This is a genomic window from Citrobacter sp. Cpo100 (assembly GCF_030332595.1).
Taxonomy (GTDB): Bacteria; Pseudomonadota; Gammaproteobacteria; order Enterobacterales; family Enterobacteriaceae; genus Citrobacter; species Citrobacter portucalensis.
Genome location: NZ_JAOWHM010000037.1, coordinates 274735 through 298690 on the forward strand (window position 1 = coordinate 274735; position 23956 = coordinate 298690).

Annotated in this window: 22 protein-coding genes; 12 read left to right on the forward strand and 10 right to left on the reverse strand. The window is 50.0% G+C overall.

Annotated features, from left to right (window positions below; translation table 11 throughout):
• Nucleotides 1-65: 65 nt before the first annotated feature.
• Nucleotides 66-1112 (forward strand): protease SohB, encoded by a 1047-nt coding sequence (gene sohB / locus OGX96_RS16885; protein ID WP_032934465.1) that lies wholly within the window; start codon nt 66-68, stop codon nt 1110-1112.
• 108 nt (nt 1113-1220) lie between these two features.
• Here sohB and OGX96_RS16890 read toward each other — a convergent pair whose 3' ends face one another.
• Nucleotides 1221-1472 carry a YciN family protein gene (locus tag OGX96_RS16890; protein WP_003020616.1) on the reverse strand — a complete coding sequence of 84 codons (252 nt, stop codon included), beginning with the start codon at nt 1470-1472 and terminating at the stop codon, nt 1221-1223.
• A gap of 398 nt (nt 1473-1870) precedes the next feature.
• On the opposite strand from OGX96_RS16890, the gene topA reads away from it, so the two are divergent.
• The 5 genes from topA (at nt 1871) to acnA (ending at nt 9260) form a co-directional block, all read left to right on the forward strand.
• A complete protein-coding gene (gene topA / locus OGX96_RS16895) occupies nt 1871-4468 on the forward strand; it encodes a type I DNA topoisomerase (RefSeq protein WP_198802329.1) in 2598 nt (865 codons plus the stop codon).
• A 208-nt stretch (nt 4469-4676) separates the two neighbouring features.
• Nucleotides 4677-5651: an HTH-type transcriptional regulator CysB gene (cysB, locus tag OGX96_RS16900; RefSeq protein ID WP_003020610.1), complete on the forward strand. Its 975-nt coding sequence runs from the start codon at nt 4677-4679 to the stop codon at nt 5649-5651.
• 311 nt (nt 5652-5962) lie between these two features.
• Complete coding sequence (locus OGX96_RS16905; protein ID WP_213732144.1) at nt 5963-6103, forward strand: YmiA family putative membrane protein; 141 nt, start codon at nt 5963-5965, stop codon at nt 6101-6103.
• Nucleotides 6104-6105: 2 nt separating this feature from the next.
• A complete protein-coding gene (locus tag OGX96_RS16910; protein WP_165612489.1) occupies nt 6106-6276 on the forward strand; it encodes a YciX family protein in 171 nt (56 codons plus the stop codon).
• A gap of 308 nt (nt 6277-6584) precedes the next feature.
• Complete coding sequence (gene acnA, locus OGX96_RS16915) at nt 6585-9260, forward strand: aconitate hydratase AcnA (protein WP_198802327.1); 2676 nt, start codon at nt 6585-6587, stop codon at nt 9258-9260.
• Between the two features lie 49 nt (nt 9261-9309).
• On the opposite strand, the gene ribA is transcribed toward acnA, so the two are convergent.
• A complete protein-coding gene (gene ribA / locus OGX96_RS16920; RefSeq protein WP_003020601.1) occupies nt 9310-9900 on the reverse strand; it encodes a GTP cyclohydrolase II in 591 nt (196 codons plus the stop codon).
• A gap of 201 nt (nt 9901-10101) precedes the next feature.
• On the opposite strand from ribA, the gene pgpB reads away from it, so the two are divergent.
• The 5 genes from pgpB to yciH all read left to right on the forward strand — a co-directional run bounded on the left by pgpB (nt 10102) and on the right by yciH (nt 13755).
• The gene (pgpB, locus tag OGX96_RS16925; RefSeq protein ID WP_003833318.1) at nt 10102-10866 is read left to right on the forward strand and encodes a phosphatidylglycerophosphatase B; all 765 of its coding nucleotides are present in this window, start codon (nt 10102-10104) and stop codon (nt 10864-10866) included.
• A gap of 149 nt (nt 10867-11015) precedes the next feature.
• Complete coding sequence (locus tag OGX96_RS16930; RefSeq protein WP_003020595.1) at nt 11016-11324, forward strand: LapA family protein; 309 nt, start codon at nt 11016-11018, stop codon at nt 11322-11324.
• A 6-nt stretch (nt 11325-11330) separates the two neighbouring features.
• Nucleotides 11331-12500: a lipopolysaccharide assembly protein LapB gene (gene lapB, locus OGX96_RS16935; protein ID WP_008784929.1), complete on the forward strand. Its 1170-nt coding sequence runs from the start codon at nt 11331-11333 to the stop codon at nt 12498-12500.
• A gap of 190 nt (nt 12501-12690) precedes the next feature.
• Nucleotides 12691-13428, forward strand: coding sequence for an orotidine-5'-phosphate decarboxylase (gene pyrF, locus OGX96_RS16940; RefSeq protein WP_156174809.1), 738 nt, complete (start codon nt 12691-12693; stop codon nt 13426-13428).
• Nucleotides 13429-13755 (forward strand): stress response translation initiation inhibitor YciH, encoded by a 327-nt coding sequence (yciH, locus tag OGX96_RS16945; RefSeq protein ID WP_003833315.1) that lies wholly within the window; start codon nt 13429-13431, stop codon nt 13753-13755.
• A 91-nt stretch (nt 13756-13846) separates the two neighbouring features.
• Here the strand turns inward: yciH and osmB are convergent, their stop codons facing one another.
• From osmB to fabI, 7 genes are all read right to left on the reverse strand, one after another.
• Complete coding sequence (gene osmB, locus OGX96_RS16950; RefSeq protein ID WP_003020583.1) at nt 13847-14065, reverse strand: osmotically-inducible lipoprotein OsmB; 219 nt, start codon at nt 14063-14065, stop codon at nt 13847-13849.
• 268 nt (nt 14066-14333) lie between these two features.
• On the reverse strand, nt 14334-15086 hold the full coding sequence (gene yciT / locus OGX96_RS16955; RefSeq protein WP_286583677.1) for a DNA-binding transcriptional regulator YciT: 753 nt from the start codon (nt 15084-15086) through the stop codon (nt 14334-14336).
• A gap of 95 nt (nt 15087-15181) precedes the next feature.
• Nucleotides 15182-15364: a YciZ family protein gene (locus tag OGX96_RS16960; RefSeq protein ID WP_003833313.1), complete on the reverse strand. Its 183-nt coding sequence runs from the start codon at nt 15362-15364 to the stop codon at nt 15182-15184.
• A 183-nt stretch (nt 15365-15547) separates the two neighbouring features.
• On the reverse strand, nt 15548-17539 hold the full coding sequence (gene pdeR / locus OGX96_RS16965; protein WP_008784927.1) for a cyclic di-GMP phosphodiesterase: 1992 nt from the start codon (nt 17537-17539) through the stop codon (nt 15548-15550).
• Between the two features lie 265 nt (nt 17540-17804).
• Complete coding sequence (locus OGX96_RS16970) at nt 17805-19739, reverse strand: exoribonuclease II (RefSeq protein ID WP_198802325.1); 1935 nt, start codon at nt 19737-19739, stop codon at nt 17805-17807.
• Nucleotides 19740-19828: 89 nt separating this feature from the next.
• Nucleotides 19829-20974, reverse strand: coding sequence for a carboxymuconolactone decarboxylase family protein (locus OGX96_RS16975; RefSeq protein WP_198802323.1), 1146 nt, complete (start codon nt 20972-20974; stop codon nt 19829-19831).
• A 213-nt stretch (nt 20975-21187) separates the two neighbouring features.
• On the reverse strand, nt 21188-21976 hold the full coding sequence (fabI, locus tag OGX96_RS16980) for an enoyl-ACP reductase FabI (protein ID WP_198802321.1): 789 nt from the start codon (nt 21974-21976) through the stop codon (nt 21188-21190).
• 442 nt (nt 21977-22418) lie between these two features.
• Here fabI and OGX96_RS16985 point away from each other — a divergent pair, with 442 nt between their 5' ends.
• Nucleotides 22419-23111, forward strand: coding sequence for an EAL domain-containing protein (locus OGX96_RS16985; protein WP_198802319.1), 693 nt, complete (start codon nt 22419-22421; stop codon nt 23109-23111).
• A 38-nt stretch (nt 23112-23149) separates the two neighbouring features.
• Here OGX96_RS16985 and sapF read toward each other — a convergent pair whose 3' ends face one another.
• Entirely contained in the window at nt 23150-23956 is an 807-nt protein-coding gene (gene sapF, locus OGX96_RS16990) for a peptide ABC transporter ATP-binding protein SapF (RefSeq protein WP_003020558.1), read from the reverse strand.

Genomic DNA, 23956 nt, shown 5'->3' on the forward strand with positions numbered 1-23956 from the left:
AAGACGAGGTGACACGCCTGTTGTACACTGAGCGGAAGTCGCGTTGTTTAACCAAGGTGGGTCTCGTGGAATTGTTGTCTGAATATGGGCTGTTTTTGGCAAAAATTGTCACTGTCGTGGTGGCTATTGCAGTGGTGGTGATGCTGATCGTAAACGCGACACAACGCAAACGTCAGCGTGGGGAATTGCGGGTTATTAACCTCAGCGATCAATATAAAGAGATGAAGGAAGATCTGTCGCTGGCCTTATTGGATGGGCATCAGCAAAAATTCTGGCATAAGGCGCAGAAAAAGAAACAGAAGCTGGAGGCGAAGGCCGCCAAGGCAAAGGCGAAACTGGGTGACAGTACGTCATCAGATAAACCTCGTGTATGGGTGCTTGATTTTAAAGGCAGTATGGATGCCCATGAGGTCAGCGCATTACGCGAAGAGGTGACGGCGGTGCTGGCGGTTGTTAAACCTCAGGATCAGGTGGTGGTTCGTCTGGAAAGCCCGGGCGGTGTGGTACATGGTTATGGCCTGGCTGCGTCCCAGTTACAACGCCTGCGCGATAAGCAGATCCCACTGACCGTCACGGTAGATAAAGTCGCTGCGAGCGGCGGATATATGATGGCCTGCGTGGCAGATAAAATTGTTTCGGCGCCGTTTGCTATCGTCGGCTCAATTGGCGTGGTGGCGCAGATCCCGAACTTTAACCGCTTCCTGAAAGGGAAAGATATTGATATCGAACTGCACACCGCCGGACAGTACAAGCGTACGTTGACGCTGCTTGGCGAGAACACGGAAGAAGGGCGGCAGAAATTCCGTGAAGATCTGAACGAAACACATCATTTGTTTAAAGATTTTGTCCATCGTATGCGCCCGACTCTGGACATTGAGCAGGTTGCCACGGGTGAACACTGGTTTGGTCAACAGGCGCTGGCAAATGGGCTGGTGGATGAGATCAATACCAGCGATGAGGTGATCCTCGGGCTGATGGAAGGTCGTGAAGTGTTGAACGTTCGCTATCTGCAGCGTAAAAAGCTGATGGATCGTTTTACCGGTAGTGCGGCGGAGAGCGCCGATCGTTTGCTGATGCGCTGGTGGCAGCGGGGGCAGAAGCCACTGATGTAAAATTGTCATTGCCGGATAGCGATGCTCACATATCCTATCCGGCCTACAAATAGGCATCAATGTAGGCTGGATAAGGTGTTGCCGCCATCCGGCAAGTTATTTCTCGAGTTAATCGATCAAGTGATACTTTTCAGAAAGTACGTGCGCCAGGTGTTTAAACATATTAAACACAGCCGTACTTTTGGGCGTTGGTAGCCCTTGCTCGTCTAAAAAGTAATCTCCGCTGAAAACCAGCACGCCGTTTCGCTGCGTAACGCCGGTGGCGACAATCCCCGCCAGCGTGTCCTCATGCTCACGAATGATTTTGTTGGCTTCAATCAGCAGTGTTTCGCGATCGATGGGTTGAGTGTCTTTATGCATGATTTACTCCTTAAACAAGGACATTAGTCTACGCTGAGCCCGCCTTATGGGCAAATATTCCCTGACATAAATGAAGGTTTTACGACAGTGTTACAACTGGCGAGATTTGTTTTTGCATGCTAATAAAGTTGCGTAACGCATTTTATCAGGTACAGTGTGACGCTTTCGTCAATCTGGCAACAGATTTGCTTGACATTCGACCAATACTTCGTCGTGCTAGAGCGTTTGTGAGAAAAAAAGCCTGTTAACTCAGTTACATGAGAGTTACATTACAAGCGCGAAACAGTTTAAGGGGTTGATATCCGCCGACGCAGAGACCATATCGATGTCTCGTCGCCAGTGGAAGGTGAATCAACGTGCGACGCATTCTGGAAGAATCAAATTAGGTAAAGGTGAATATGGGTAAAGCTCTTGTCATCGTTGAGTCCCCGGCAAAAGCCAAAACGATCAACAAGTATCTGGGTAATGACTACGTGGTGAAATCCAGCGTCGGTCATATCCGTGATTTGCCGACCAGTGGCTCAGCAACTAAAAAGAGCGCCGACTCAACCTCCACCAAAACGGCTAAAAAGCCCAAAAAGGATGAACGTGGCGCTCTCGTCAACCGTATGGGTGTTGACCCGTGGCACAACTGGGATGCGCGCTATGAAGTGCTGCCTGGTAAAGAGAAAGTTGTTTCTGAACTGAAGCAACTGGCTGAAAAAGCCGACCACATCTATCTCGCAACCGACCTTGACCGCGAAGGGGAAGCCATTGCATGGCACCTGCGGGAAGTCATCGGTGGCGACGACACCCGCTACAGCCGCGTGGTGTTTAACGAAATTACCCAAAATGCTATTCGCCAGGCGTTTGAAAAACCGGGCGAGTTGAACATCGATCGTGTTAATGCGCAACAGGCGCGCCGCTTTATGGACCGTGTGGTGGGCTATATGGTGTCGCCACTGCTGTGGAAAAAAATTGCGCGTGGTCTGTCTGCCGGTCGCGTACAGTCTGTGGCTGTGCGTCTGGTGGTTGAGCGTGAACGCGAAATCAAAGCATTTGTTCCAGAAGAGTTCTGGGAAATTGATGCTAACACGACCACGCCGGGCGGTGACGCGTTGCCGCTTGAGGTGACGCATCAAAATGATAAACCGTTCCGTCCTGTAAATCGGGAACAAACGCTTGCCGCGGTTAGCCTGTTGGAAAAAGCGCGCTATAGCGTCCTGGAACGTGAAGATAAACCGACCAGCAGCAAGCCGAGCGCACCGTTCATTACCTCCACGCTACAGCAGGCTGCGAGCACGCGTCTGGGCTTTGGTGTGAAGAAAACCATGATGATGGCGCAGCGCTTGTATGAAGCGGGTTACATCACTTACATGCGTACTGACTCAACCAACCTGAGCCAGGATGCTGTCACCATGGTTCGCGATTACATCAGTGATAATTTTGGCAAAAAATATTTGCCGGAGAGCGCGAACCAGTACGCCAGCAAAGAGAACTCGCAGGAAGCACACGAAGCTATCCGTCCTTCCGATGTCGCCGTACTGGCGGAGTCGCTGAAAGATATGGAAGCCGATGCGCAAAAACTGTATCAGCTGATCTGGCGCCAGTTTGTTGCTTGTCAGATGACGCCAGCGAAATATGACTCTACCACCCTGACCGTAGGTGCGGGTGATTTCCGTCTGAAAGCGCGTGGTCGTATTCTGCGCTTCGATGGTTGGACCAAAGTGATGCCAGCGCTGCGTAAGGGCGATGAAGATCGCATCTTACCGGCGGTGGACAAAGGCGATACCTTGACGCTTATCGAGCTGACACCTGCGCAGCATTTCACCAAGCCGCCTGCGCGCTTCAGTGAAGCTTCGCTGGTTAAAGAGCTTGAAAAGCGTGGCATTGGTCGTCCATCCACCTATGCGTCGATCATCTCTACGATTCAGGATCGCGGTTATGTTCGCGTTGAAAACCGTCGCTTCTACGCTGAAAAAATGGGTGAAATCGTCACCGATCGTCTGGAAGAAAACTTCCGCGAGCTGATGAACTACGATTTTACCGCGCAGATGGAAGACAGCCTCGACCAGGTGGCGAATCACGAAGCCGAATGGAAGGGCGTACTCGACAACTTCTTCACTGATTTTACTCAGCAGTTAGATAAAGCCGAGAAAGATCCTGAAGAAGGCGGTATGCGTCCGAACCAGATGGTGCTGACCAGCATTGATTGCCCGACCTGCGGACGCAAGATGGGTATTCGTACCGCCAGTACCGGCGTTTTCCTTGGTTGCTCCGGCTACGCACTTTCCCCGAAAGAGCGTTGCAAAACCACCATTAACCTGGTGCCGGAAAACGAAGTATTGAACGTGCTGGAAGGCGATGACGCTGAAACGAACGCATTGCGCGCCAAACGCCGCTGCCAGAAGTGCGGTACAGCAATGGACAGTTATCTCATCGATCCTAAGCGTAAATTGCATGTGTGTGGTAATAACCCAACCTGCGACGGCTACGAGATCGAAGAGGGTGAATTCCGTATCAAGGGTTATGACGGTCCTATCGTAGAGTGCGAAAAATGTGGTTCTGAAATGCACCTGAAAATGGGACGTTTCGGCAAGTACATGGCGTGTACTAACGACGAGTGTAAAAACACCCGTAAGATCCTGCGTAACGGTGAAGTTGCTCCGCCGAAAGAAGATCCGGTTCCGCTGCCGGAACTGCCGTGTGAAAAATCTGACGCGTATTTCGTGTTACGTGATGGTGCTGCAGGTATCTTCCTGGCGGCCAATACGTTCCCGAAATCACGTGAGACTCGTGCGCCGTTGGTGGAAGAGTTGTACCGCTTCCGCGATCGCCTGCCGGAAAAACTGCGTTATCTGGCAGATGCGCCGCAAACAGACCCGGATGGTAACAAGTCTATGGTTCGTTTCAGCCGTAAAACCAAGCAGCAATACGTTGCCGCTGAGAAAGACGGTAAGGCGACTGGCTGGTCCGCGTTCTTCGTTGACGGTAAATGGGTAGAAGGGAAGAAATAACAGCGTTTCGGCTGAATTTCTCCTCAAAGGGTCGCGTAAGCGGCCCTTTTTGTTTCTGGCATATTATTTTTTGTCATACCTATACAGCGTACATATAAATGATATAGTGGTTATAGTTAACAGTCTTTTTATTATTAAATCGTATTAGCAGCGCCCACGAGCCTGCACTGAAACGATGATTTGATGGCGCGAATCGGGATGGCATAACATGAAATTACAGCAGCTTCGCTACATTGTTGAGGTGGTGAACCACAACCTTAATGTCTCCTCAACGGCGGAAGGGCTTTATACCTCTCAGCCCGGTATCAGTAAGCAAGTTCGTATGCTGGAAGATGAACTTGGCATCCAGATTTTCGCCCGTAGCGGTAAGCATCTGACCCAGGTTACGCCAGCGGGGCAGGAAGTTATCCGTATTGCGCGCGAAGTACTGTCTAAGGTAGATGCTATTAAGTCCGTTGCTGGCGAACATACCTGGCCGGATAAAGGCTCGCTATATATCGCCACCACGCACACCCAGGCACGTTACGCTTTGCCGAACGTGATTAAGGGTTTTATTGAGCGATATCCTCGTGTTTCATTGCATATGCATCAGGGATCGCCGACGCAAATTGCCGAAGCCGTCTCGAAAGGGAATGCGGATTTTGCCATCGCGACGGAAGCCCTGCATCTGTATGACGATCTGGTGATGTTACCTTGCTACCACTGGAACCGTTCGATTGTCGTCACGCCGGATCATCCGTTGGCGGGAAAATCCTCGGTTTCTATTGAGGAACTGGCACAGTATCCACTGGTGACCTACACCTTTGGATTTACCGGGCGTTCGGAGCTGGACACCGCGTTTAACCGTGCGGGTCTGGAGCCGCGTATTGTTTTTACCGCGACCGATGCCGATGTTATTAAAACCTATGTCCGTCTGGGTCTCGGCGTGGGTGTAATTGCCAGTATGGCGGTTGATCCTGTTTCCGATCCTGACCTGGTACGTGTGGATGCGCACGATATCTTCAGCCATAGCACCACCAAAATTGGTTTTCGTCGCAGCACCTTCTTACGTAGTTACATGTATGATTTCATTCAACGTTTCGCGCCGCATCTGACGCGTGATGTGGTGGACACGGCGGTGGCGCTGCGTTCCAACGATGATATTGAAGCCATGTTTAAAGATATTAAATTGCCTGAGAAATAATAACGGTTGTTACCTCGTCGGTATCTGTAAGCATAAAGTGATACCGACGGGGGAGTCTGAATTCATTATTTCTCCTCCTATATATTAACCATATATTATTTATGGAAAAAGTTCTCTAAAGTAGTTTCAAATTAGTCAGCTTGCCAAAAATCACGCTCAAATATTCATAATTGATCAAACAATTGATTTATTTATCAGATCGAGTCCGAAAATTAACTGGCTTTTTTTCGCCTTTTTTATTAGGATTCCTCCTATCTGATGATTAATTGTACCAATTGTTTGGTGCCTAAATGATAAGTGATTTCGATAGTATGAGGTTAGCGATGCCTTCAGGAAACCAGCCTGCACGCCGGGATCCCGCGATGAAACGTAAAGCCTGGTTCGCCGTGTTTCTTGGCTCTGCGATATTCTGGATTATTGTCGCACTCGTGGCCTGGAACGTGTGGGGGTAAGTATGTCCGCACCGGAGCAGCACTCTACCGTGACGCCAGCGTCTCATGACCATGAGCAAGAGAGCAAAACCGTAGCCGAGAAAGATCCAAAGATACCCGAATCCTGGAATCTTTCTCCTGAACAACGGGCGTTTATTGACCTGTTAACCGATGATGATAAACAGAAACAATAATTCGTACGTATTTTATAATAATAACGATTACCTCGTGGCCTTAAATATCGAATTGTTTATCCCATGTATTCACCATCAGCCACCTAATCAACGTATTATCGATTGCGCTATTGCCTGCTGAATATTCATCCTATTAATCTACACGGCTAGACCTTCTTCCCTACCATTGACCTCACTTCGCGCTTTTGTATCGCGCGCTACTTTTATCAATTTGAGTTGTTATCAAAGCGTTACATTTTGTTTGTGTTATCTTTAATACTAACCCTGAGGAAATCAGGGGATCCAACCCTGTCATTTAAGGAGGAGCTATGTCGTCGACCCTACGAGAAGCCAGTAAGGACACATTGCAGGTTAAAGATAAAACCTACCGCTACTACAGTTTACCTCTGGCCGCTAAATCACTGGGTGATATCACCCGACTACCAAAATCGCTGAAAGTGTTACTGGAAAACCTGCTTCGTTGGCAGGATGGTAATTCCGTAACCGAAGATGATATTCATGCGCTCGCGCATTGGCTGAAGACTGCCCATGCCGATCGTGAAATTGCCTATCGACCCGCTCGTGTTCTGATGCAGGATTTTACCGGCGTGCCGGCGGTGGTCGATCTGGCCGCCATGCGCGAAGCGGTGAAACGTTTGGGCGGAGATACAGCAAAAGTGAATCCGCTTTCGCCAGTGGACCTTGTCATTGACCACTCGGTAACGGTGGACCGTTTTGGTGATGATGATGCTTTCGAAGAAAACGTACGCCTGGAAATGGAACGTAACCATGAGCGTTATGTGTTCCTGAAATGGGGACAGCAGGCATTTAGTCGCTTCAGCGTTGTGCCACCGGGAACGGGGATTTGCCACCAGGTTAACCTTGAATACCTCGGCAAAGCCGTCTGGAGCGAGTTACAGGACGGTGAGTGGGTGGCTTATCCTGACACGTTGGTCGGAACCGATTCCCATACGACAATGATTAATGGTCTCGGTGTGCTGGGATGGGGCGTTGGGGGCATTGAGGCCGAAGCAGCAATGCTGGGTCAACCCGTCTCTATGCTTATCCCGGATGTTGTGGGCTTCAAACTGGTGGGCAAACTGCGGGAAGGCATCACCGCTACTGACCTGGTTTTAACCGTCACCCAGATGCTGCGTAAGCACGGCGTGGTCGGTAAATTCGTTGAATTCTACGGTGATGGCCTGGACACCTTACCGCTGGCCGACCGGGCAACCATTGCGAATATGTCACCGGAATACGGCGCAACCTGCGGTTTCTTCCCGATCGATAGCATCACTCTTGAATATATGCGTCTGAGTGGGCGCAGTGAGGAGCAGGTTGAGCTGGTCAGCGCCTATGCCAAAGCGCAGGGCATGTGGCGTAATCCTGGGGATGAACCCGTATTTACCAGTTCACTGGAGCTGGATATGGGCAGTGTAGAAGCTAGCCTTGCCGGACCGAAGCGTCCGCAGGATCGGGTGGCACTGGCTGATGTCCCGAAAGCGTTTTCGGCGAGTAATGAACTCGAAGTGAATAGCTCACTGAAAGATAGCCAGCCAGTGGACTATACAATGAACGGTCACCAGTACCAGTTGCCGGATGGTGCTGTGGTTATTGCGGCGATCACTTCCTGTACCAACACCTCTAACCCAAGCGTATTGATGGCGGCGGGGCTGCTGGCGAAAAAAGCTGTGACGCTTGGTCTGAAACGTCAGCCGTGGGTGAAAGCCTCGCTGGCGCCAGGATCGAAGGTGGTGTCTGATTATCTGGCGCAGGCAGGGTTCACGCCATACCTTGATGAGCTGGGATTTAACCTTGTAGGTTATGGCTGTACCACCTGTATCGGTAACTCGGGTCCGTTACCCGATCCTATCGAGACAGCTATCAAAAAAGGCGACCTCACCGTTGGTGCTGTGCTTTCCGGCAACCGAAACTTTGAGGGGCGTATCCATCCGCTCGTGAAGACCAACTGGTTGGCGTCTCCGCCGCTTGTGGTGGCCTATGCGCTGGCGGGGAATATGAATATCAATCTGACTAAAGATCCGTTAGGGCATGACAGAAAGGGCGATCCCGTATATCTGAAAGATATCTGGCCGACGGCTCAGGAAATTGCCCGTGCCGTGGAGCAGGTCTCTACCGCCATGTTCCATAAAGAATATGCTGAAGTGTTTGAAGGCACGCCGGAATGGAAAGCAATCCAGGTTGATCGGGCTGATACCTATGGCTGGCAGTCTGACTCAACCTATATCCGCTTGTCGCCGTTCTTCGATGGTATGCAGGCGACGCCGGATCCGGTCCAGGACATTCATGGTGCGCGTATCCTTGCAATGCTTGGAGATTCCGTCACCACTGACCATATTTCTCCTGCAGGTAGTATTAAGCCGGACAGCCCGGCGGGGCGTTATCTGCAAAGCCACGGCGTGGAGCGTAAAGATTTTAACTCCTACGGTTCACGACGCGGGAATCATGAAGTCATGATGCGTGGTACCTTTGCCAATATTCGTATTCGCAATGAGATGGTGCCCGGCGTGGAAGGTGGGATGACGCGTCATTTGCCGGGAACTGAGGTAGTGGCTATCTATGATGCGGCTATGCAATATCAACAGGAGAATATTCCCCTGGCGGTTATTGCCGGGAAAGAGTATGGCTCTGGCTCCAGTCGCGACTGGGCGGCAAAAGGCCCGCGCTTGCTGGGGGTTCGCGTGGTTATCGCTGAATCCTTTGAGCGAATTCACCGTTCTAACCTGATTGGTATGGGGATTTTGCCGCTGGAATTCCCGCAGGGCGTCACGCGTAAAACGCTGGGACTAACCGGTGAGGAAGCGATCGATATTACGGATCTGCAAAACATCAAACCGGGTGCAACAGTGCCGGTGAGTATGGTTCGCTCAGATGGACGTAAAGAAGTTGTTTTATGCCGCTGCCGTATCGATACCGCGACGGAGCTAACGTACTACCAAAACGATGGCATTCTGCACTACGTGATTCGTAATATGTTGAGCTAGAATGTAAAAAGCCTGCGAGAGCAGGCTTTTTTATCGACGGTAACAACTATTACTTGCCCAGCAAATGTCCCATCTTGGCGGCTTTGGTGTCCAGGTAATGTTCATTGTTCGGGTTACGACCCACAATCAGCGGCACGCGTTCAACAATGTTGATTCCCGCTTCGGTCAGAATTTCCACTTTTTTCGGGTTATTGGTCAGCAAACGAACTTCGTCCACACCAAGCAGCTTGAACATATCCGCACACAGCGTGAAATCACGCTCATCTGCCGCAAAGCCCAACTGATGGTTAGCTTCAACGGTATCATAACCCTGGTCCTGCAACGCGTAGGCGCGGATTTTATTGAGCAGGCCGATATTGCGTCCTTCCTGACGATGATAAAGCAGGATACCGCGCCCTTCTTCAGCAATATGGGTGAGAGCCGCTTCGAGCTGGAAACCGCAATCGCAACGCAGGCTAAACAATGCATCGCCAGTCAGACATTCGGAGTGGACACGCGCCAGGACAGGCGTTTGGCCTGTGATATCGCCAAAAACCAGTGCGACGTGATCGTGTCCGGTTGCCAGTTCTTCAAATCCCACCATCAGGAAATCACCCCAGGGGGTTGGCAGTTTGGCTTCTGCCACACGTTTAAGCTGCATGTAATTCTCCAGATTATGCTGGCACTGTCGTGCCGTCGCCTGTTGGCTTCTGTTCTATATTGCACTATTTTGCCATAAGGCAACGATGTTCACCTAATCGCGACAACGGATTCGCTTTTGGAATGGCACAAAATTGTCAATTTCCCCGGCATGCGCTTTTTTCAGTTATGATTGTGAGACTTATCGACGAAAGGAGAGGCAATGCTGTCAATTGCAAAGCGCACTGCGGTCGGGGCCGGGCTGCTACTTATTATGCCGGTTGCCGTATGGGTATCGGGCTGGAGCTGGCAGCCGGGACATAACGTTTGGTGGCTAAAATCTCTGTACTGGATAACGGAAACGGTGACGCAGCCGTGGGGCATTATCACTCACGTTGTTCTCTGTGCATGGTTTCTGTGGTGTCTGCGTTTTCGTCTGAAAGCTGCGGTAATGCTGTTTGCGATCCTGGCTGCGGCAATTTTAGTCGGTCAGGGCGTGAAGTCCTGGGTTAAAGACAGGGTGCAGGAACCTCGGCCCTTTGTCGTGTGGCTGGAAAAAACGCACCATATTCCGGTTGATGAGTTCTACACTTTAAAACGTAAAGATCGTGGTCACTTAGTTAAAGAGCAATTGGCAGAACAACAGGATATTCCGACGTTTCTACGTAAGCACTGGCAAAAAGAAACGGGTTTTGCCTTTCCGTCAGGGCATACGATGTTTGCCGCCAGCTGGGCTTTACTGGCAGTAGGGCTGTTATGGCCACGCCGACGTACGCTGACGATTGTGTTTTTACTTATCTGGGCTACGGGTGTTATGGGGAGTCGCTTGCTATTAGGCATGCACTGGCCCCGTGATTTGGTCGTTGCAACGCTGATTTCATGGTTGCTGGTAACACTGGCGACATGGCTTGCGCAGCGGGTATGCGGACCATTAACGCCGCCTGTGCAGGAGGAAAAAGAAATCGCTCAGCGTGAACAAGAAAGTTAGCCATGATTGATTTTTCGAATTTTGCCCTTAAATCAGAAAGGGGAAAGCGCTTTTCCGTTTCGCACTCGTTGTGAAAATGGTAATTTAAAGGGCTCAACGCGGTAAGTTGTACACGATTTATTCGCTCAAACCACATAACGGGAAGTAATGTGAAATATTTACTCATTTTCTTACTGGTGTTGGCGATTTTTGTTATTTCGGTGACATTAGGTGCGCAAAACGATCAACAGGTTACGTTTAATTACCTGCTGGCTCAGGGCGAGTATCGTATCTCTACGCTGCTTGCTGTATTGTTTGCCGCAGGTTTTGCGATTGGTTGGTTAATTTGCGGCCTTTTCTGGCTGAAGGTTCGTGTGTCTCTTGCGCGTGCCGAACGTAAAATCAAACGACTGGAAAACCAGCTTACGCCTGCGACCGACGTTGCGGTTTCTGCCGATTCGTCGGTTGTGAAGGAATAATTATTTATGTTGGAGTTGTTGTTTCTGCTTTTGCCTGTAGCCGCTGCCTATGGGTGGTATATGGGTCGCAGAAGTGCGCAACAAACCAAGCAGGATGAAGCTAACCGTCTTTCCCGTGACTATGTCGCCGGGGTTAACTTCCTCCTGAGTAACCAACAAGACAAAGCGGTGGATCTGTTCCTCGATATGCTAAAAGAGGATACGGGCACCGTTGAGGCTCATCTCACCCTCGGAAACCTGTTTCGCTCGCGCGGTGAAGTCGACCGTGCAATCCGCATCCATCAAACGTTAATGGAAAGTGCTTCGCTAACCTACGAGCAGCGTTTGTTGGCCGTACAACAGCTGGGGCGCGACTACATGGCCGCAGGTCTGTACGACCGCGCGGAAGACATGTTTAATCAGCTTACCGATGAAACAGATTTTCGCGTCGGTGCATTACAGCAACTGCTGCAAATTTATCAGGCAACCAGCGAATGGCAGAAAGCGATTGATGTTGCAGAACGCCTGGTGAAGCTCGGTAAAGATAAACAACGTATCGAGATAGCTCACTTCTACTGCGAACTGGCCTTACAGCAGATGGGCAGCGACGATATGGATCGCGCCATGACGCTGTTGAAAAAAGGGGCTGCGGCAGACAAAAACAGTGCACGTGTTTCCATCATGATGGGCCGTGTGTACATGGTGAAAGGCGATTACGCGAAGGCCGTTGAAAGTCTGCAACGCGTGATTTCTCAGGATAAAGAACTGGTCAGCGAAACGCTGGAAATGCTGCAAAGCTGCTACCAGCATCTGGGGAAAAACGATGAGTGGGCCGAGTTTTTACGTCGGGCCGTTGAGGAGAATACTGGCGCCGCCGCAGAGCTGATGCTGGCCGATATTCTTGAAGCGCGTGAGGGGACTGATACCGCTCAGGTTTATATTACCCGCCAGCTACAACGCCATCCTACGATGCGCGTGTTCCACAAGTTGATGGATTACCATCTTAACGAAGCAGAAGAAGGGCGCGCGAAAGAGAGCCTGATGGTTCTGCGCGATATGGTTGGGGAGCAGGTGCGCAGCAAGCCGCGCTATCGTTGCCAGAAGTGCGGATTTACCGCATATACACTGTACTGGCACTGCCCATCCTGTCGCTCATGGTCAACCATTAAGCCTATTCGCGGACTTGATGGGCTGTAATTTTTAAAAAAACTTCACTTTAGTTACAACATACTAATGATGTGTAACCAATCCATCCTCAACCTCCGTTGCCAAATTCGCCTGGCAGAAATGTAATCGCGCCTGTTAATTTTCTATTGCCGCAGGTAGAATGCACGCCGTTTACCCATTTTGCGCCGCTGATGGCGCCCATCCTCAGGAAGGTCTGGTCATGACGTTTACTGCTTCATCTTCTTCTCGTGCTGTTACTGATTCTCCTGTCGTTGTCGCTCTCGATTATTCCAATCGTGATAAAGCATTAGCTTTTGTCGACAGAATTGATCCTCGTGATTGCCGTTTGAAAGTGGGCAAAGAGATGTTCACGCTTTTTGGACCTCAGTTGGTTCGCGATTTACAACAGCGTGGCTTTGACGTTTTTCTTGATTTGAAATTTCATGATATTCCCAATACTACCGCGCATGCCGTTGCGGCGGCGGCTGAGCTTGGCGTGTGGATGGTTAACGTTCATGCTTCAGGTGGGGCGCGTATGATGACCGCCGCACGTGAAGCCCTGGTGCCTTTTGGCAAGGATGCGCCGCTGCTGATTGCAGTAACAGTTCTGACCAGTATGGAAGCCAGCGATCTTGCCGACCTTGGCGTGACGTTGTCACCTGCGGAGCATGCGGAAAGGCTGGCGCGTTTAACCCAACATTGTGGTTTGGATGGCGTCGTATGCTCAGCGCAGGAAGCAGTGCGATTCAAGCAGGCGTTTGGCCAGGCATTTAAACTGGTTACGCCGGGTATTCGCCCTGAAGGTAGCGAGGCAGGCGACCAGCGTCGCATTATGACGCCGGAACAGGCACAGTCAGTTGGTGTGGATTATATGGTTATTGGTCGTCCGGTCACACAGTCGGCAGATCCGGCTCAGACGCTGAAGATGATCAATGCCTCCCTGAAACGAGGTGCGTAAATGAACGACTCAAATTCTCGTCTGGTCTACTCAACTGACACCGGGCGTATTGATGAACCGAAAGCCGTCCCAGAGCGTCCCAAAGGCGATGGCATTGTCCGTATCCAGCGACAGACCAGTGGCCGCAAAGGTAAGGGCGTGTGCCTGATTACTGGAATAGATCAGGACGATGCTGAACTGACCAAATTAGCTGCGGAACTGAAGAAAAAATGTGGTTGCGGCGGGGCAGTGAAGGATGGCGTGATTGAGATACAGGGTGATAAACGCGACCTGATTAAATCGCTGCTGGAAGCCAAAGGAATGAAAGTTAAATTGGCTGGCGGTTAATAAAAAAAGCCACGGAATTTTTCCGTGGCTTTTTAATAATACAGACCTGAAAAAGTAAACGTATTATTATATCGAGCCGTTTAACCGTAAATTATTTACCCACCTGGTGGCCAATAATACCACCTACTGCAGCACCACCCAGCGTGCCCAGCGTGCTGCCGTCAGTCAGGACTGCACCACCGATTGCACCAGCACCAGCACCAATTGCGGTGTTACGGTCACGTTTGGACCAGTTAGAGCAGGCACTCAGCGACATTGCCAGAGTAATTGCCAAAATGGCAGCGGTCATTTTTTTGCTCGTTACTAACATAATACTTTCTCCTGAATTATTGATTCACGGAATCCAGTGTTCTTTAAGAGTAGCGCTAAATTTAGGCTAACGAAGATATTTCCGTGAAACCGTTTAGCGAAGGCATGACAAACACTATCCTGAGATTGGAGGTTCGTTCCTGTTATATCGCTAACATTAATTTTACGACTTAATCCTGTTAACGACAGGTAAAAAGTCTTAATTGGACTGTCAGATAACTCTCAGAGAGGGGATGATTTGCCGACTGACAAATCATCTGCTGAAGATTTTATGCGTGCGCATCAATGATATTGACGGTTAATCCTGAATGCTCGAGCTGCATTTGTACGCTGGCGCTGAGTCTGGAATCCGTGACTACGCGGCTGAATCGCTCTAATGGACCCAGCGTGTAAGGGTGAATGGCTTCGAATTTTGAGCTGTCAGTAAGTACAATAACTTCTGCACCTTTTTCCAGCACCGCGTTAACCACATCAGAACGCATCATGTCGCGTCCGGTGAAGCCGGTGTCAGCCTGCCAGCCATCAATGCCGATAAAGGCCTTGCTGAAATGTACCTGCTGGATAAACTGGCGAGTTAAGGGCCCCACCATGCTTTCGCTTTTTTTCTGATAGATGCCGCCAAGGAGAATCACTTCGCAGGGGGTTTCTTTCAGCAGATGGGCTATATAACTGCTGACGGTAATGATGGTGACATCTTTTTGCTCCGCCAGCGTTCTGGCCAAGAGCGCATTGCTGCTGCCGTTTTCAATGAATACGGACTCGCCAGGGCTTACCAAAGATGCGGCAAATTTGGCCAGTTCACGCTTCAGCGTAAAATTAGTCATCATGCGCGTTTCCACATCATCACTGTTCAATGAAACGGCAAAACCGTGCGCACGGCGTAAATAACTCTGTTTTTCCAGTGTGTTCAGATCCTGTCGAATCGTCACTTCTGAGACACCGGTGATTTTTGCCAGTTCGGCAACGCTCATCTGACCTTTATCAGTCACCATCTGCAAAATAGATTGTTGTCGGGAATTCATAATATTAATTTTATTGCGATATCGTATCGGAAATTAAACGGAAACTGCTTCATACGCAGTATGCTTATAGCAGCGACATTAAAGGGTTAATGTCATCAGATCTCCCAGGGAGCCTTGTGCTTTTTGGGCAAAGACTCGGCATCTTCTTTGGCCGTGTCTAGCAGCTCAGCCTTCAGAATTTCGAGATTGTGGATGGCTGAGTGGTAATCACCTGCAACGAGGATATCCAGCACGGTATCAATGCGTTCGGCCAGACGCTGAGCGTCGATATCAGACATGGTTATCATCCTAATAGCAATAGAGTTTGAATTTCATGATGCAGAATTTCATGGCAAAAGAGAAGGGAAAAATAGTATTAACTATCAATGATAGAAGAATATTATATATTCTGTGATTACATGCAGATAGGATCGTTACGTAATGTCCATTTATGGCTATTAATGACGTTTGATCCCACAGCATTAGCGCGTTTTTTTATTCAGATGTCGTCGATACCAACGTTCAAATGCAGCCGCTGGCATTGGTTTGGCAAACAAAAAACCCTGACGCTCGTTGACACCATTTTTGGTTAAAAACGCATCCTCTTTCGCGCTTTCAACACCTTCGGCGATGACCTGCAGATTGAGTGCCTGTGCGACCGCAACAATGGCACGTACCAGCGACTGCGAAATAGGTTGTTTGTGTACATCCCTGACAAAGGTCTGATCCAGTTTAATTGCATCAAGCGGGAAGCGGGCCAGTTGAGACAGTGACGAATATCCAGTACCAAAATCATCCAAATGGATTTGCGCCCCCAACTGGCTAAACTGCTGAATGACGGACAGTGCCAACTGCTCATTTTCAATCAAACTGCTTTCCGTTAACTCGACATCGATGGGGCAATATTCAAAGTCGAGTTCATGAAGCACCTGTTTGAGATCGGTAAATAGCGTCTGATCGGCGAGCTGGCGGGCAGAAACGTTTACCGCCACGCGCAGATTGATTCCCTTGGCGCGCCATTTTGCGACCTGACGCACAACGTCCAGAATAACCCAGCGACCCAGCGGAACGATAAGCCCTGATTCTTCGGCGTAGGAGATAAATTCCAGTGGTGGAATGAGGCCGCGTTCCGGAGACTGCCAGCGTACCAGCGCCTCCAGGCTGCGCACTTCGCCTCGCCAGGTTATCTTTGGCTGATAATGGATAACCAGTTGATCGTTTTCCAGCGCCTTGCGCAGGTTAGTATCCAGCCACAGGTATTCAAATACCCGCTGATTCATTTCCGGAGAGAAAACACAAAACTGTCCGCGGCCGCCTTCTTTCGCGGTGTACATGGCCGTATCGGCGTTACGAATGACGCTCTCGCAGTCCTGACCATGCTGTGGAGCAAGGGAAATACCAATAGAGCAGCCGGTATAGACTTCAATCAGGCCAATGCGAAAGGGCTGACGCAGGCGTGTCAGAATGCGCGATGCGGTAGCTTCCAGAGTGCTCTGGGACGTTTCGGTGGCAAGGACGATAAATTCATCACCGCCAAACCGAGCCAATAGCTGGTTGTCGTCAAGACAACTGAGGATTGCAAGCGACACACTCTGTAATAGCTGATCGCCAAACATATGCCCGTAGGCATCGTTCACCTTTTTGAAGTTATCCAGATCGAGATATACAATCCCAACCTGAGTATCACCTGCGTTCTCAATCGCGTCGCTTATTAGCTCATGAATGGCGTTACGGTTCGGTAATCCGGTGATGGAGTCGGTATTAGCCAACATACGCAGGCGTTCCTGCGCGCGGCGTTCTTCAGTGATATCGGTGCCGGAACAGATCAGAAATATTTCGTTCTTGCCGCTACCGTTATGTACAAACTTATTGCGAAAAAGAAACAGGCGCTGACCTTTGCAGGTCTTCACCCAACGTTCGACTTCATATGAGTTGCCTTCGCGAAAAAAGACCTCGATGTTGCGTCTGGAGGCTGCGGCTTCACGTCGACTCATAAACAGTGTGAATACGCTTTGGCCAATGACTTCACGTTCTCTGAGTCCGGTGTACTCTTCGCACAGACGGTTAAAACGCTGAATGTTGCCCATGCGGTCAAGAATGACAATAACGGAATTGGCTTCTGAAACCACCTGCTCGGCAAAAGAGAGACCTTGAGCGAGATCGCGTGCGACGGAAGGGGTGTCATCCCAGGCTGATGCGCTGCCGGCCCATTCGCGCTTATTGATTTTCCGCCCGACCAAATGTACCGGAATATCGTCATCTTCAATAGGTAACGTCATCAACAGGCTTGACGTAATTACCGTCATCTCGCGAATGCGGTCGGCCTGCTCGGGTGATAATTCGATGGTCTGCTCAGCGTCTGCTGTTTCGTCAATAGAGAAATGCAGGATGTTGCAATCCTCTGACAAACGCCAGTAGGGGTTATGAGTGCCCACATAGCTATACAACGTAACCAGCTCCCGGACGTCTTTCATGATGTGTACTATCCCGTTTAAAGCGCATAAAGCCTCAAAAGTAAGGGTAGCCATGATTCATTCAGGGTGATTATGGCTGAACGTATTGTTTTATTTATATATTTATATGTAATCCAGAATCCATAAAAAGCAAAGCCAGCGGAACTGAAAAATAGTAAAAAAAAATTTTGACTGGATAAGAGAAGTGTAGTGTGTGGTTGAAATTTGGCCGCTAAAAAAAGAAAACGACCTTTCAAAAAAGAGAAAGGTCGTTGGATTTGTCAGTTTACGCTGCTGGACGCGCGATAACGCTACGGGTTTCCATGCGAACTTCGGCGATAGTTACGTCAATCACATCAGTGACTTTGTAAACCACTTCACCTTTGATTTGTACGGTACCACTTTCCTGGCTGCAGACCAGTTCATCACGCACGGCGTGCAGGAAGGGTGCAGGAATAAAGGCAACAGCGCCATTATCAACCAAACGTACGCGCATGCCGCCGCGGCTGACGTCGATGATCTCGGCCGCAAAGCGGGTGTCAGTTCCGGCTTTATCACTCAGGAAACGGGCGTATAGCCAGTCACCCACATCACGCTCAGCCATCCGGTTCAGGCGACGACGTTCTGCCATCTGCGCGGTGGTATCATCCTGAGGTCGAGCGACGGTTTCGCCTTTGATGACAGCCTTAAGCAGACGGTGGTTGATCATATCGCCGTACTTACGGATTGGGGAAGTCCAGGTGGCATATGCCTCCAGACCCAGCCCAAAGTGTGGACCTGGCTCAATACTAATTTCAGCGTAAGACTGGAAGCGGCGAATTCGGCTGTCGAGGAAGCCGGATGGCTGTGCATCCAGTTCGCGGCGCAGTTTGCAGAAACCTTCCAGTGTCAGTACTTCTTCGGCATCGACGTGCATACCGTGGGTTTTCAGCAGCGCGGCCAGAGCGTCGGCGTTGGCCGGGTCGAATCCCATATGGACGTTATAAATACCGAAGCCCAGCTTGTCGCGAAGCACACGGGCGGCGCAAATATTTGCCGCAATCATGGATTCTTCCACGATACGGTTTGCGATGCGGCGTGGCTCAGCGACGATGTCCAGTACTTCACCTTTTTCACCGAGAACGAAACGGTAATCCGGGCGATCTTTAAAGACCAGCGCGTGGTTATGACGCCACTCTCCTCGGCTCAGGCAAATACGATGCAGCAGACGGATTTGTTCCGCAATCGCGTCGTTTTCTGGTTGCCACTCGCCAGTACCTTCCAGCCAGTCGGAAACATTGTCATAGGCCAGCTTCGCTTTAGACTCGATGGTTGCGGCGAAGAAGGTGATGTTGTTTTCAATCGTGCCATCGGCGGTAATGCTCATACGACAAGCTAAAACCGGGCGCACTTCGTTCGCGCGCAGAGAGCAGAGATCGTCAGACAATTCACGTGGTAACATCGGGATATTGAACCCCGGTAAATAATTGGTGAACGCGCGAATTTTAGCCGTTTTATCCAGCTTGCTGCCTTCTGCAATCCAGGCTGTTGGGTCGGCAATGGCGACGGTTAATTGTAGCGTGCCGTCAGCTTGTTCTTCAGCATACAGCGCATCGTCCATATCTTCGGTGCTGGCGCTGTCGATGGTGACGAAATTGAGGGCGGTTAAATCTTCACGAACCAGGCCTTCGTCCAGCATTTCGGTTGCTACACCGTCTGGTGCTTCTTTTTCCAGATTATGGCGTGCCAGTGTGACCCACCACGGGACAAAGTGGTCATCAGCAAAAGTGATAAATTGGGTTAACTCGGCGTAGAAGGTGCGATCGCCTTTCAGCGGATGGCGGCGCATTTCTGCAACAGCCCAGTCGCCTTCTTTAAATTCATGTTCAACGCCGCGGGCTGCACGACAAGGAATAGCATCTTTCAGTAACGGATGATCCGGCACAATGGACAGACGGTCATTTTTGCCCTGAACTTTACCCACGAAGCGCGTCAGGAAGGGTTCGATCAGTTCTTCCGGCTCAGCAGACTCACGATCTTTTTCTGTATGGATAACCGCAACAATACGGTCGCCATGCATCACTTTTTTCATCTGCGGCGGTGGAATGAAATAGCTTTTTTGTGCATCGACTTCCAGGAAGCCAAAGCCTTTTTCCGTGGCTTTTACCACCCCTTCAGCACGTGGCGTCTGGGAATGTAGTTGCTGTTTAAGCTGCGCTAGCAGCGGGTTGTCCTGAAGCATAATTGTCTATTTTCGTGGCTAAAAGAGCGGCTGACAGTTTTACGCGATTCTGCCAGTGGCAGCAAGCGCTCTTTCAGTAAGTGGATCGGTTAATCAGTGTCGCCCAGCGCGATTTTCAAGCGATTCAACCATCCGCACAATCCACTCCAGGCTAGCAGGTTAATGGCCTGCTCTGAAGAGATTCCCTGATCGAACAAAGGCGTTAACAGTGCGGTGCTAAAGCGGTCGGGCGCCCGGGTCAGCCATTGTACCGCCTGTAGGGTGACGCGCTCAACCGGATGTCGTTGTTCCCAACGTTGTAATTCACGTTCATCCTGACGAAGAAAGGTAATGGCCTCGGTTAATTCATGAGCTGAATACGCATGTTCATTAAAACAGGCCACGCTGCCATTAATCCGTGAAGTCATCAGCGTCGCCAATGAAAATGCCTGCACTGGTATTCCGCTATGTTGCGTGCTGGAAATGAGTGACCCGAGTAAATCCAAAATGACGGGGGAATGTATCAGTAATGGCAGTAACGCTTGCAGTTCCTCGGGATAACGTCTGTCTATCGACTCATCATGATTAAGATGTTTTTCTATCGGGAATGGCGCAGCGTGCCAGGTTGTGTTTGTTGCATTAAATGGCGCAGCGTGAGCGAATTGTTGTATATCGAGACCCGGAATTCGGCGCACCGGATGCCCACACCAGGCCTGAAACAGGGCCACGATACGGGCCTGAAAACCGACGAATCCGATAATTTGATTCATCAGAATGCTATCGCTGGTGGTTAGCCCGACTGCATCCAGATGCTGGCGATCGCGCGCGCCTATCACGGCTGGAGAGCTGGCAAGTTGACGAGCATATTGGGTGATTTGCGCCAGTCGATGGTTACTTTCCCGCGAGGAGTCCGGCCCAGGAAGCGGTGTTAGACGCGCGGCATAGTGATTACATAATCGCTGGACGCCATATACCTGAGCGACGGTTAACGCCGTACTCATCCGTTCATAGGCACTGAATGTGTGCATCTGACTCAGATTTACGTGGGTCGGGAAGAGGATCTGTGCAAGTTTACGGGCAGGGATTAACCAAGATTGAAAAGGTAAAAGGGCGTCATCAGATATCGCCAGATCCAGTAAAAAGCAGTCGTCGACATGAGCGGCTTCCGGCACCAGCGGCAGAACATCTTGTGGATACATGCTGGATTGCGTCTCATGATACCAGTGGCTTTTGCCTTCAATTCGGCGTTGTTCCATGGGCGGTCCTTGGTCTAAAAAGTGGCGACCCGGACACGTCGTCATACCACTACGCCGGATCGTTTGCGCTGCAATATCCTGACGTAAGCAGAAGAGGGGATGAAAGATTGTTACGTGATAATAAATATCAGAAAAGCATATATGGGACAGGGTAGAGGGGAATTAAAAACGAGCATCATGGGCGACAGTGGGCCGCCCAGAAAGATTGGAAGATTATTTCAGTTCTAGTTCATTCATTGCAGCGATGCTGAAACCACCGTCAACGTGTACGACTTCACCAGAGATACCGGCAGAAAGATCGGAACACAGGAATGCCGCAGAGTTGCCCACATCTTCAATGGTAACAGTGCGGCGAATCGGCGTAACAGCTTCGCAATGGGCCAGCATTTTACGGAAATCTTTGATACCGGAAGCGGCGAGGGTGCGGATTGGACCTGCGGAAATTGCGTTTACGCGTACGCCTTCAGGCCCCATTGCGTTAGCCATATAACGGACGTTTGCTTCCAATGAGGCTTTCGCCAGGCCCATAACGTTATAGTTAGGGATTGCACGCTCTGCGCCCAGATAGGACAACGTCAATAGCGCAGAGCCAGGGTTTAGCATGGAACGACATGCTTTTGCCATCGCAACAAAGCTATAAGCGCTAATGTCATGCGCAATTTTAAATCCTTCGCGGGTAACTGCGTTCACATAATCGCCATCCAGTTGGTCAGCAGGTGCGAAGCCGATGGAGTGTACGAAACCGTCGAATTTCGGCCAGGCTTTGCTCAGTTCAGCAAATATGGCGTCAATGCTGGCATCTTCAGCTACATCACACTGCAAAACAATGTTGGAGCCTAACTGCGCTGCAAATTCTTCCACACGACCTTTCAGCTTGTCGTTCTGGTAGGTGAACGCCAGTTCGGCACCTTCGCGATGCATCGCCTGAGCGATTCCCCATGCGATAGACAATTTACTGGCAAGGCCTGTCACCAGAATGCGCTTACCTGATAAAAAACCCATGGCTTTAATCCTTTTGGTTAACACTTATCTTTTATCAATCAATGAGTTATGATTGACACATTAAATGCACTCGAAATTGGCCTGAAATTATATCCCACGCTTTTTCCCTGGAGAATGGTTATCCGCCTCACGTGACCTGTCACTTCATTACATGTGAGGAGTATATCATCCCCCTCCGCTTATGCTTCGTTCAGGCATCTAACGTCGGTGAATCAGAGAAAATACGAGGTTTCAAAGGCATTGAAATGGTATTATTTCATTGCTAGCTGATGTTAATAAACATAGCAAGGTAGGAACTTTCTTAAAACAAAAAATATGACAATATTCAGCTTGTTATGATATATTGTTTTTATCGATCAATATCGATTCATTGATCGATATTATTGATTGATTGTGATTAGAAGTGCATTATCAGGATGTTATGATCAATTGGAGTGGTCTTATGCACTATCATTTCATCGCGGAACCGATGAGAGACACAACAGATAAATTACTGGGTGTAGAGATTAACGCCCGGTTTACTTCAGATACGGTTCACCCGTTGCATCCAGATTTCATCATTTCAGCGTGGGATAGCGAACAAAAGCGTAATTTCATGCTCGAGCAAATTCGACTAATTGCCGAAAAGCGTGACTGGTTTGAGCGCAACAGCCTTATTTGCACCCTGAACCTCATTGACGAAATGGCACTGCTGGCGATTGGTGATCCAGCCATCAAGTCGGCCTTACATGCTCTACCATTTATTGCACTGGAACTTTCAGAACGTTTTCTGTCGAATACCGTGTGCCTGAAAAATCTGCTGATTAATTCACTTCGCGACGGCCCAAACGCATTGTGGTTGGGCGATCTTGGCTCCGGCAGCGTAGGGGCCAGTCCGCTGGTTTGCGGTCATTTTGACGTTGTGAAACTGGATCGCGGTTTCTTCCTGGAACAGGTAGAAAAACCGATGTTCCCGGTGCTTATCAAAAATATCAGGGAATATTGCGACCGTGTTGTGGTGAAGGGAGTAGAAACAGTACGACTTATCGACGAGGCCAGTACCGCAGGTGTCTGGGCAATGCAAGGTGGTGCCCTTTACCCGTCAGTCGCGTTTACCGAAGTTGATACGCTGCTCTTACCCACGTTGTGTCACTGATGGCAGATTGCCCCCCGGTTGAGGAGGGCAGCCGTTTGCTAACGATCTTTTCGCCAGGCATCAGCGGTAAGCGCTTCGCCGAAATGACCTGCAATCAGGCGGCGGGTAAGCTCATGAAGCGGGGACGCCAGAACATCCGCTGTACTGCCGCGTTCTACCACTTCGCCCTGATGCATGACTAATACCTGATCGCTGATGTGCTTCATCATGCCAATATGTTGGGTCACATAGATATACGAAATCCCCTGTTTTTCCTGCAATTCCAGCATCAGATTGATGAGCTGCGAACGCATCGACATGTCCAGAGAGGCCAGGGCTTCGTCGGCGATAATGACTTTGGGGCGTAAAATGAGCGCACGGGCAAGGCCCAGACGCTGTTTTTGCCCTGGGGCCAACATATGTGGGTAATAGCTTACGTGATCGGGCAGCAGCCCGACCATGCGCATGGTCTCCACGATCTGTTTACGACGCTGCTCAGGCTCGAGGTCGGTATTCAGACGTAGCGGAAAATCGAGGATTTGCGAGATACGTTGCCGCGGATTAAGCGATGTTGACGGATCCTGGAAAATCATACGGATCCGCTGACTACGAAATGAATAATCGCCATATTTTAACGGATGATCGTCAATCAGCAGCTCACCGCTGGTGGGTTCAATCATACCCGCCAACATTTTAGCCAGCGTAGATTTCCCCGAACCGTTTTCACCAATGACGGCGAGCGTCTGACGTTCACGCAGGGTGAAACTCAGGGGCTTAACGGCCTCAACGGTCTGGCGGCGAAATAAACCTGTCCGGTAGCGAAAGGTTTTGCTCAGATTACGAACTTCGAGCAGGGTTTCTACCAT